The sequence below is a fragment of the Anaerolineae bacterium genome (genome assembly GCA_011176535.1).
GTDB lineage: Bacteria > Chloroflexota > Anaerolineae > Anaerolineales > DRMV01 > DUEP01.
This window is the reverse complement of sequence record DUEP01000084.1, coordinates 1-9,732: the sequence shown is the minus strand read 5'-3', so window position 1 is coordinate 9,732 and position 9,732 is coordinate 1. Positions and strand designations below refer to the sequence as shown.

General features: G+C 62.4%; 9 protein-coding genes. 7 read left to right on the top strand and 2 right to left on the bottom strand.

What is annotated here, in order from left to right:
* From G4O04_08095 to G4O04_08065, 7 genes are all read left to right on the top strand, one after another.
* Positions 1–794, top strand: a 794-nt coding sequence (locus G4O04_08095) for a branched-chain amino acid ABC transporter permease (protein ID HEY58480.1), incomplete at its 5' end; no start/stop codon positions are given.
* A gap of 18 nt (positions 795–812) precedes the next feature.
* The gene (locus G4O04_08090) at positions 813–2,480 is read left to right on the top strand and encodes a leucine/isoleucine/valine transporter permease subunit (GenBank protein ID HEY58479.1); all 1,668 of its coding nucleotides are present in this window, start codon (positions 813–815) and stop codon (positions 2,478–2,480) included.
* 10 nt (positions 2,481–2,490) lie between these two features.
* Complete coding sequence (locus G4O04_08085; GenBank protein ID HEY58478.1) at positions 2,491–3,294, top strand: ABC transporter ATP-binding protein; 804 nt, start codon at positions 2,491–2,493, stop codon at positions 3,292–3,294.
* A 31-nt stretch (positions 3,295–3,325) separates the two neighbouring features.
* Positions 3,326–4,039 (top strand): ABC transporter ATP-binding protein, encoded by a 714-nt coding sequence (locus G4O04_08080; GenBank protein HEY58477.1) that lies wholly within the window; start codon positions 3,326–3,328, stop codon positions 4,037–4,039.
* Positions 4,040–4,256: 217 nt separating this feature from the next.
* A complete protein-coding gene (locus G4O04_08075) occupies positions 4,257–5,246 on the top strand; it encodes an ornithine cyclodeaminase (GenBank protein ID HEY58476.1) in 990 nt (329 codons plus the stop codon).
* A gap of 58 nt (positions 5,247–5,304) precedes the next feature.
* On the top strand, positions 5,305–6,459 hold the full coding sequence (locus G4O04_08070; protein ID HEY58475.1) for an FAD-binding oxidoreductase: 1,155 nt from the start codon (positions 5,305–5,307) through the stop codon (positions 6,457–6,459).
* Positions 6,460–6,522: 63 nt separating this feature from the next.
* A complete protein-coding gene (locus tag G4O04_08065; protein ID HEY58474.1) occupies positions 6,523–7,683 on the top strand; it encodes a CinA family nicotinamide mononucleotide deamidase-related protein in 1,161 nt (386 codons plus the stop codon).
* A gap of 70 nt (positions 7,684–7,753) precedes the next feature.
* On the opposite strand, the gene G4O04_08060 is transcribed toward G4O04_08065, so the two are convergent.
* Positions 7,754–9,343, bottom strand: coding sequence for a hypothetical protein (locus G4O04_08060; protein HEY58473.1), 1,590 nt, complete (start codon positions 9,341–9,343; stop codon positions 7,754–7,756).
* 26 nt (positions 9,344–9,369) lie between these two features.
* The coding region (locus tag G4O04_08055) for an HAD-IB family phosphatase (protein HEY58472.1) at positions 9,370–9,732 on the bottom strand (363 nt) is incomplete at its 5' end.

Sequence of the window (9,732 nt, the reverse complement as noted above, 5' to 3'; positions counted from 1 at the left end):
CGGGGTATTTCCTCGCTTTCAAACTGGATCAGTACGGCATTTATAACGCACATCCGATTATTTCGCTTTTATTGGTCACTCTGTTGGCGGTCGTCACTTCGGTGGTGGTCGCGGTGATTACCGAGCGCGTGGCTTATCGTCCGCTGCGCAAAGCTCCCCGTCTGGTGCCTTTGATTACGGCCATCGGCGCTTCCTTTACGATTGAGTACACCTTCCGTGGGCTGTACGGCTCCGGGGTGAGCGTGTATCCGGAAGTCGCCATTTTTGCGGGCAAGACAAACATTTTCGGGCTGAAGATCCTCAAAGTGCACCTGCTAGTCATCGCGGTGTCGATTTTGATGATGGTGGGCCTGTATGTGTATGTGCAGTACACCAAGATGGGGAAAGCCATGCGCGCTGTGGCCGAGGACAAAGATGTGGCCGCCTTAATGGGCATTGATGTGGATCGGGTGATCGTGAACACCTTTGTGCTGGGCGCTGCGTTGGCTGGCGTGGCTGGCGTGCTCTATGCCCTGGTGTTCAAACAGGTGCACTTCTTTATGGGCTTTATCCCCGGCATCAAAGCCTTCACAGCGGCGGTGCTGGGCGGCATCGGCAACATCCCCGGGGCTATGTTGGGCGGTTTCTTTCTGGGCATTTTCGAGGCCTTAGGCCCTGGGTTGATCCTGGAAGGGTTGGGCATTCCGGCGTCCTATCAACTCAAGGATGTGATTGCCTTCACCCTTCTGGTCTCGGTGCTCATCTTCCGCCCCACGGGCATCTTGGGTGAGCGTCTTTCCGAAAAGAAAGCCTGATCATGAGGCGGTGCAACCATGCGTGAGCAAAAGACTCCTCTTCAGCAGGCGGTATGGTACGGCTTCCTGACGGGGGTGATTGCCCTCTATGTCACTCTGGTCGGGTTGGTGGAATCTTCCAGCAAGCGGGCCATCATCGCTTACCATTCGCAGAGCCTGCTTTCTCTGGGGCATGTGATTCTCATCCTCACCTTTGCCGGTTTGGGCTACCTGTTCGCTCAGCGGTTGCAGGAAGAGGTGAGCGGCGCCCAGGTGGTGGGGTTGAGCGCCCTGGTGGGCAGCATGGGCGGCGCGATGCTGGGGTTGGTGCCCCTGCTCGGCCAGTGGATCGACTTCCGCTTTGTGTTCGTCCACGCTTCGCCTGAACTGTACGCTTTGCTGCGGTTTGGGCAAGGCCCCTGGGTGGGGTTCGTGCTGCTCATCCTGTTTGCCGCCGCGATGGCCGTGGTGGCTTCGGTGGTGAATCGGCTCCCCGATTTGTGGCGCCGGGCTCTGGTGAACGCTTTCCTGATCACGGCCCTGGTGGGCCTGCTCTCGGATTTGTTGCGCCGACTGGCCATCAAATCCCTGCTGCTCCCCTTCGTGGAGGTGCAGGGGCTCAATCCCCTGGGGGCCGTGGTCACTTTTGCCCTGGTCATCGGCCTGGTGTGGTGGAGCGAGAAACGGAAGGCGCTGCAAACGGCCATGGTCCAGCAATCGCCGGCCACCGGCAAAGAGGTGCTGTTCAAACGTTGGTTTCCGGTGGCGTTGGGGGTGGCCGGGTTGCTTTATCTGCCCTATTTCGTGGGCTCCTACCTCTCCGATGTGTTGGATATGGTGGGGCTGTACACCCTGATGGGCCTTGGGTTGAACATCGTGGTCGGTTTCGCCGGGCTGCTGGACCTGGGGTATGTGGCCTTCTTTGCCATTGGCGCCTATACCACCGGCGTGTTGACCTCCACTAGCCCTTTAGGCGTGGCGCATTTGCCTTTCTGGATCGCGGCGGTGATTTCGGTGCTGGTGGCGATGACCGCGGGGATTTTGCTGGGCATCCCGGTCTTGCGGATGCGCGGCGATTACCTGGCCATCGTCACCCTGGGCTTTGGTGAGATCATCCGCATCCTGGCCCTCTCGGACTGGCTGAAGCCTTACATCGGCGGCGCGCAGGGTATTTTGCAAATTCCGCAGCCTTCTATCGGCTCCTTTGTCTTCCTCAAACCGCAGCATTTCTACTACCTGATCCTGGCGGGTATCGCCCTGGCCTGGTTCGTAGCCGTGCGGTTGCGGGATTCGCGCCTCGGGCGGGCCTGGATGGCTATGCGGGAAGACGAAGATGTGGCCGAGGCCATGGGCATCAACCTGGTGAACACCAAACTGACGGCTTTCGCCTTTGGCGCGTCCTTCTCGGGCTTGAGCGGCGCGATCTTCGCCGCCAAGGTAGGCTCCATCTTCCCCCACAGTTTCAACCTGCTGATTTCCATCAATGTGCTCTCGCTGATCATCGTGGGCGGCATCGGGAGCCTGCCCGGCGTGGTGGTCGGCTCGCTGCTGTTGGTGGGCCTGCCGGAATTGCTGCGCGAATTCGCCGAGTACCGGCTGTTGATGTACGGTATCGCGCTGATCTCCATGATGCTGCTCAAGCCCGAAGGGTTCTGGCCTGAGCCGGTGCGTCGCCGTGAACTGCACGAGACGGCCAGCACGGATTAGGAGGCATGTTATGGTACCCATCCTCATCGCTCAAGGCGTGACCAAGCGCTTTGGCGGCTTGGTGGCGGTGAACAACCTGGACTTTGAGATCGAAGAGCGCTCCATCACCAGCGTCATCGGGCCGAACGGCGCAGGAAAGACCACCTTTTTCAACTGCATCACCGGATTTTACACACCGGAAGAAGGCAAGATCCTCTTCAACGGCGTGGAGATTCAGGGGCTTTCCACCGACCGTATCAGCCGCCTTGGTATTGCACGCACTTACCAGAACATTCGCCTCTTCCCCAACATGACCGCGCTGGAGAACATTATGGTGGGGATGCATCCGCGATTGCACCACGGTTGGTGGGACGCTATTCTGCACACGCCCCGCTTCCACAAGGATGAGCGCTTCGCCCTGGATGAGGCGCGGCGCTTGCTGCGCTTCGTGGGCCTGGCCGGATTGGGCGATCAACTGGCGCGTAACCTGCCTTATGGTGCCCAGCGTCGTCTGGAAATCGCCCGTGCGCTGGCCAGCGATCCCAAATTGCTCCTCCTGGACGAGCCTACGGCGGGGATGAACCCGCAAGAGACCGCCGAAATGATTCAGTTCATCGAGCATTTGCGCGATGAGCTAGGGATCACCATCCTGCTCATCGAGCACGACATGAAGGTGGTCATGACCATCAGTGAGAAAATTACCGTTCTGGATTTCGGCACCAAGATCGCCGAAGGGAAACCGGAAGAGATTCAACGGAACCCGCGGGTGATTGAGGCTTACCTGGGCCGTGGGGCCGCCTCTGGGCTGGGCTCGGCCACCGCGGTGGCGGCTTAGCCTGATAACCTTGCTTTTGGGAGAATTGCCCATGGCTATGCTGGAACTGCACGATGTCCATTCCTTCTACGGCAACATCGAGGCGCTGAAGGGCATTAGTTTGACCGTCGAGCAGGGGGAAATCGTGACCCTGATTGGAGCCAACGGCGCAGGGAAAACTACCACCCTGCGTACCATCACGGGCTTGGTAAAGCCCCAGCATGGTAAGGTTATTCTGGAGGGCGAGGACCTGGCCCCCTATAAGCCGCATGAAATCGTGTACAAGGGCGTTTCCATGGTGCCTGAAGGCCGCGGCATCTTTGCTCGCCTTACCGTGGCCGAGAACCTTGACCTGGGGGCTTATATCCGCAACGACAAAGCCGGCATCAAAGAGGACCTGGAGCGGGTGTACGAGTTGTTCCCTCGCCTTAAGGAGCGCCGCAATCAGGTGGCGGGGACCCTTTCGGGCGGTGAGCAGCAAATGCTGGCCATTGGCCGGGCCCTGATGGCCCGCCCGCGCCTGTTGTTGCTCGACGAGCCTTCCATGGGCCTGGCGCCGGTGCTGGTGGAGACCATTTTCGACACCATTGTGGAAATCAACAAGCAGGGCACGACGGTGTTGTTGGTGGAGCAGAATGCTTTGATGGCTCTCTCTATCGCCCATCGAGGTTATGTGTTGCGCACGGGCGAGATTGTGCTGGCCGACACGGCCGAGAACTTGCGCAACAACGAAATGGTACAAAAGACCTACCTGGGGATGGAGTAGCCCAAACCCTTACAGGCACGGCAAGGCACCACGTTGTTGACGGGCGAAGGGAGGCGTGGTCGGGTTGGGGGCGGCTGCGCCTCTTTTGATTGCTCTGAGAGAGGCGGTGGGTGTCGTTGAGCCTCCAACGGCGACCGCTGGAAATTTTGCCGGGGGAAGGGTATCATTGACCCCGGAACATTGTTTGCCATTTGTCCGTGCGGTAGAGGAGGCTGCCATGTTGGTTTTGCGCGCGACCGATGTCCTGCGGGCCTTGCCCATGGCCGAGGCCATTGAGGCGGTCAAACGGGCCTACCAGGCGCTCTCGGCAGAGGAAGCCGAGGTGCCGTTGCGCCTCTCGTTGCCGGTGGCGCCCCATGAAGGGGTGAGTTTGTTCATGCCGGCGTATGTGCACACTTCTCAGGAGGAGGCGCTGGCGGTCAAGGTGGTTTCGGTGTTCCCGCACAATGTGGAGCGGGGGTTGCCCCTGATCCATGCGGCCGTGTTGGTGCTGGAGGCCAACTCGGGACGTCCGTTGGCCTTGCTGGAGGGGGGGGCGTTGACCGCCATCCGCACCGGAGCGGCTTCGGGGGCGGCGACCGATGTGCTGGCCCGCCCTGATAGCCGGGTGCTGGCCGTCTTCGGCGCTGGCGCACAGGGCCGCACGCAAATCGAGGCGGTCTGCACGGTTCGGCCCATCGAACGGGTGTGGCTGTTCGACCTGGACCGGGCCTGCGCCGAAGCCCTGGCCGCTGATGTGGCCGGGAAGGGGCCGGTGCCACAAGATGTTCGTGTGGCCGCCTCGCCCCGCGAAGCCGTGGCCGAGGCCGATGTCATTTGCACGGCGACCACCTCTCGCCGGCCGGTCTTCGCCGACGAGGACCTGAAGCCGGGCGTGCACATCAACGGCATCGGCGCGTATACCCCCGAAATGGCCGAGGTGCCTCCGGAGACCGTGGCCCGCGCCCTGGTGGTGGTGGATTCGCGCCAGGCCGCTCTGGCCGAAGCGGGGGACCTGATCCAGCCCCTGCGCGCCGGACGCATCACCGAGGCCCACATCCACGCCGAGTTGGGCGAAATTTTGCTGGGGCGCAAGCCGGGACGCACCTCGCCGGAGCAGATCACCTTCTTCAAGTCGGTGGGCGTGGCCGTCCAGGATGCCCTGACCGCCCGCGTGGCCCTGCGCAACGCCCTCGAAGAGGGCCTGGGGCAACGGGTGACCTGGTGACCCGCTAACCACAAATCGCCAATCGCCAATCGCTTTCGTCCCTCCAGAGGAGTTCGCGATGAACACACTGCCGAAAACAGCCGATATCGTGATCATCGGTGGTGGGGTAATGGGGGCCAGTACCCTTTATCATCTCGTCGTCCGGGGGCAGCGCCGGGTGGTGCTGCTGGAAAAAGAAGACTTCTTTGGCATGGGCGCCACGGGCCGTTGCGCCGGTGGCGTGCGTTACCAGTTTGCCACCGAAATCAACATCCGCCTTTCGCTGGTCAGCCTGCCCATGCTGGAGCGCTTCGAGGAGGAGATCGGATATCCCATTGACTATCGTCAGATTGGGTATCTCTTCTTCCTCACGCGGGAAGAAGATGTGGCGGCGTTTCGGCGCAATGTGGCCCTGCAACATCGCCTGGGGGTGATGACGGAGTGGCTGAGCGGCGATGAGGTGCGCCGACGCCTGCCCATGATGCGGTTGGATGATGTGCTGGCAGGGACCTTTTACGCCAAAGACGGCCTGGTGGACCCCAACGGCGTGGTGATGGGGTACATTCAGCGGGCCACGCAACTGGGGGGGCAGGCCGTTTCCGGGGTCGCGGTCACCGGCATTGAGGTCCGGGGTGGACGCGTGGTGGCGGTAGAGACCGCTCAGGGGCGCATCGAGACGCCGGTGGTGGTCAACACCGCCGGGCCGTGGGCCGGGGTCATCGGCAAGATGGCCGGGGTGGAGATCCCTATCACCCCCCTGCGCCGGCAGTGGCTGACGACCACGCCTCTGGACATCCCCCCGGATTTCCCCTTCGTCATTGATTTCGCCCAGTCGCTGTACTTCCATCCTGAGGGGCGCGGGTTGCTGACGGGTATGTCCAACCCGAACGAGAAACCGAGTTTTGACCAGTCCGTGGATCGGGAGTGGGAGTTAGTGCACATGGAAGCGGCCATGGCGCGGCTTCCCCTGCTGGAGCGGGCCGGGGTGGCCAGTCGCGTGGCCGGGCTTTACGAGGTGACCCCTGATGCCCATCCCATCTTCGGTGCGACTCCGGTAGAAGGGTTCTATGTGTGCGCCGGATTCTCCGGCCATGGGTTTATGCATGGGCCGGTGGCCGGCCTGCTGATGAGCGAAATCCTGCTGGATGGCGAGGCCAAAACGGTGGATGTTTCCAGCCTGGACCTGGCCCGCTTTGAGGAGGACCGCCTAATTCGAGAATACAATGTGGTGTGAGGAGCCGCCGCCCGGGCGAGCCTGGCGGGTTTGCCCGGGCTTTCATCTTTTCAAGGAGTGGCCATGCCCACAGCCGAAGTGATCACCATTGGCACAGAACTTTTGTTGGGGGAAATCGTGGACACCAACGCGCGTTTTCTGGCCCGACGGCTGCGCGACGCCGGGATAAACCTTTACCGGATGATCACGGTGGGCGACAATGTGCAGCGCATCGCCGAAGCCATTCGAGAGGCGTTGGCGCGCGCCGATATCGTCATCACCACCGGCGGCTTGGGGCCTACTGTGGACGACCCCACCCGGGAGGCGGTGGCCCAGGCCGCGGGGCGCTCGCTGGTCTTCCAACAGGATTTGTGGGATGCTCTGGTGGCCCGCTATGGCCGCTATGGCCGCATCCCAAGCGAAAACAACAAGCGGCAGGCGTATATCCCCCAGGGCGCGCGGGTGCTGCCCAATGAGGTGGGGACGGCCCCCTCGTTTGCCGTGGAGACCGACCAGGGGGTGGTCATTTCCCTGCCCGGTGTCCCCCGGGAGATGGAAACCATTTTCGACCGTCAGGTGCTGCCTTACCTGCGAGAGCGTTTTGGGTTGCGGGGCGTCATCCGTGCGCGGGTGCTCCACACGGCGGGCATCTCGGAGTCGGTCATCGACGAACGCATCGCCGACCTGGAGCGGGGGCGAAACCCCACCGTGGGGTTGGCGGCCCATCCGGCGCAGGTGGATGTGCGCATCACCGCCAAGGCCGACGATGAGGCGCAGGCCCTGGCCATGATTCGCGCGGTGGAAACCGAGATTCGCCGCCGGTTGGGGAAGGCGATTTATGGCGTGGATGAGGAGACGCTGGAGGGGGTGGTGGTGCGCCGCCTGCGTGCTCTGGAGCACACCCTGGTGGTGGTGGAAAGCGGCAGCCATGGGGAACTCATCCGCCGGTTGACCCTGGCCGACGCGCCGCTGCTCGAAGGCAAGGTATTGCCTGCCGAGGATTGGGCGGCGGTGCTCCGGACCCTGGAGGGACTGTACCGCACCCAAAAGGCGACCCTGGCCCTGGGCATCCTGCTCACCCCAGACAGGGACATGCACCGCTTGTGGCTCAAGGGCCTGACCTCTCAGGGGGAGCGGGAGGGCGAGAAGGTGTTCCCTGGCCCACCTGGGCTGGCACCCCAGTGGGCCGCGGCAGTGGCGTTGGACTTTTTGCGCCGCATGTTGACGCCAGACGACCAGGCCTGACAGGTGCACGGCCCGTCAGGCCTGGTCGTGAGGCTTGGGTGGTCGGGCATCTTGGGTGCCCGGCTGCCGTCTAACTTCGAAAGCGCAGGCCGAGTTCTTCGGCCATCCACAGCAAACTGTCCTCCATTCGGCTTTCGGCCTTGGTCATCTCGTGCAGGGCCACAGGGGGGGAGAGCAAACGCGCGGCCTGGCGTTGCAGGTCGTTGAGGAGTTCCTGATAAAGACGGCGGAGGGCCTCCAGGTTGGGCTCGGCGGCTGCCGGTTCGGTCAAACGGATGTGCTGGGGGGTCAGTTGAAAGGTTTCTTCGTGGGCCTGTTGGATTTCGTGGACCACTTCCTGGGTTCGCTCAGGCCCGAATTGCTGCGTCAGGGTGAGCATGAGGGCGCGCCAGAGGCCTTGGACATAATCGTGCATGGCTTGCCGGTAGTCCGGGATCGTCACCCCGGTTTCCCGCGCCAGAAAGCGGGCCAGCCCTGTGCTTTCGGGAGACAACCCCAGGAAGGGATCGAACAGGCCTGGCTGGTAGCCGCGCAAAAGCAAGTTGGCCCCTTCGTAGGTGCCGCCGGGCGCGATGGCCACACTGGAGATCCAGCAGGTCATCCGTTGGTCGTCCCGGGCCGGAAGGCTCAGCGCCGAGGGGAAAAGCTTTCCTTCAAGCCGAAGCGTGTTCAGAAGAACCTGCCAGTTTTCCTGGGCAGTGGATTCCGGCCAGGCTTCCCGCACAGGTTTTTCCAGGGCAGGGGGGTGAGCCCCTTGCTCCCACAGCACGCCGGCGAAGCCGATCACCCGGTCTTCTTGGTCGAGGTAGAGCAGGCCCAATGCGTTGGTGAAGGTCTTGGGACGCTGGACAGGGCGTGGCCCAGGCGCTCCCAGCCGCGTCATCTGCCGCCAGGCGCGGCGCAGTTCTACCATCCCCCAGCCGTAAAGGATGTAATCCACCAGGAACAGCCAGTCGGTCAGCCGGGAGAGCCAGAGGGCTTGTGAGGTGTAGTAAAGGTCGTTCCAGTCCAGGTAGATATAAAGCAGGTCGGCGAGGCTGGCCGCGGCCACCGAGAGGGCGATGAGCATCCAGGGACGCCACAATTGGCCGCGGCGCATGCGGAGGGTGAGGCTCGCCACGGCCATGAGCAGGGCGGCGTCCATGATCGGGTAAAGCATGGCTGGAAAAAAATCCTTCCAATCTTCCAGCGTGAACGCTTGTGCCATTGGCCAGAGGATAAAATAGCTACTGAGCAGAAGGATTCCCAGCAATACCCCCCATTGCAGGCGACGTAGGGAAGGGCTTTGGCGTTGGGGGTACCAGCGTAAAGCACTCCCCAGGGCATATAGGAAAGTGGCGTTGCCCAAGAGCCAGAAGATATCGGCCACGGAAGGATCGGTTTCCATGTCTAGGAAATGGAGCACGCCCCAAGTGGTCTCGCCCAAAGCCCAGAGGATGCTTGCCGGCAGCAACAAACGCACCAGACGATAGTCAGGGAGCGTAGGGTGCAGATGGCGAAGCACCCAGTAGTTCAGCGCTACGGCGGCCCAGGCCAGGATGGGGAGCAAGAGGGTGCTGAAGTCGTCTGCCGCTTTCGGCGGCAAGACCAGCATGGGGATCAGGGCAAGCACTATGAGACCCCATGCCGCCGTGGCGGAGATGGGTTTTCCTTGGGTCATGGACAGGTCCTCCAAAAAGGGCGCGGTTACCCTGCTTGGGCGTCGATGATGGGCCAATGGCGTTGTCGGGCCAGGGCGCGCAAGGCTGCGTCAGGATAAACGGCGTGGGGATAGCCCACCATCTCCAACAAAGGCACATCGGTGATGGAATCGGCATAGGCCGCACTGGCAGCGTAATCCACCTCCCAGCCCAGGGCGGCGAGGGTGTGCTCAGTGAGGGTGCGCTTTGTATGGCCAATGCAAACGGGGGGCACGATGCCGCCGGTGTAACGTCCGTGGCTCAGGGCGGGGCGGGTGCCCACCACCGCATCGGCGCCGATGTGCCGGGCGATGGCTTCCAGAAGCAGCGTGGGGGCCGAAGAAACCAGGAGCACCTTGTCGCCTCGCTG

What these genes read in the sequence shown, in the direction of transcription:
- G4O04_08070 (HEY58475.1), top strand. Translation starts at nt 5,305, where the DNA reads ATGAACACACTGCCGAAAACAGCCGATATCGTGATCATCGGTGGTGGG.
- G4O04_08060 (HEY58473.1), bottom strand. Translation starts at nt 9,343, where the DNA reads ATGACCCAAGGAAAACCCATCTCCGCCACGGCGGCATGGGGTCTCATA.
- G4O04_08065 (HEY58474.1), top strand. Translation starts at nt 6,523, where the DNA reads ATGCCCACAGCCGAAGTGATCACCATTGGCACAGAACTTTTGTTGGGG.
- G4O04_08075 (HEY58476.1), top strand. Translation starts at nt 4,257, where the DNA reads ATGTTGGTTTTGCGCGCGACCGATGTCCTGCGGGCCTTGCCCATGGCC.
- G4O04_08085 (HEY58478.1), top strand. Translation starts at nt 2,491, where the DNA reads ATGGTACCCATCCTCATCGCTCAAGGCGTGACCAAGCGCTTTGGCGGC.
- G4O04_08090 (HEY58479.1), top strand. Translation starts at nt 813, where the DNA reads ATGCGTGAGCAAAAGACTCCTCTTCAGCAGGCGGTATGGTACGGCTTC.
- G4O04_08080 (HEY58477.1), top strand. Translation starts at nt 3,326, where the DNA reads ATGGCTATGCTGGAACTGCACGATGTCCATTCCTTCTACGGCAACATC.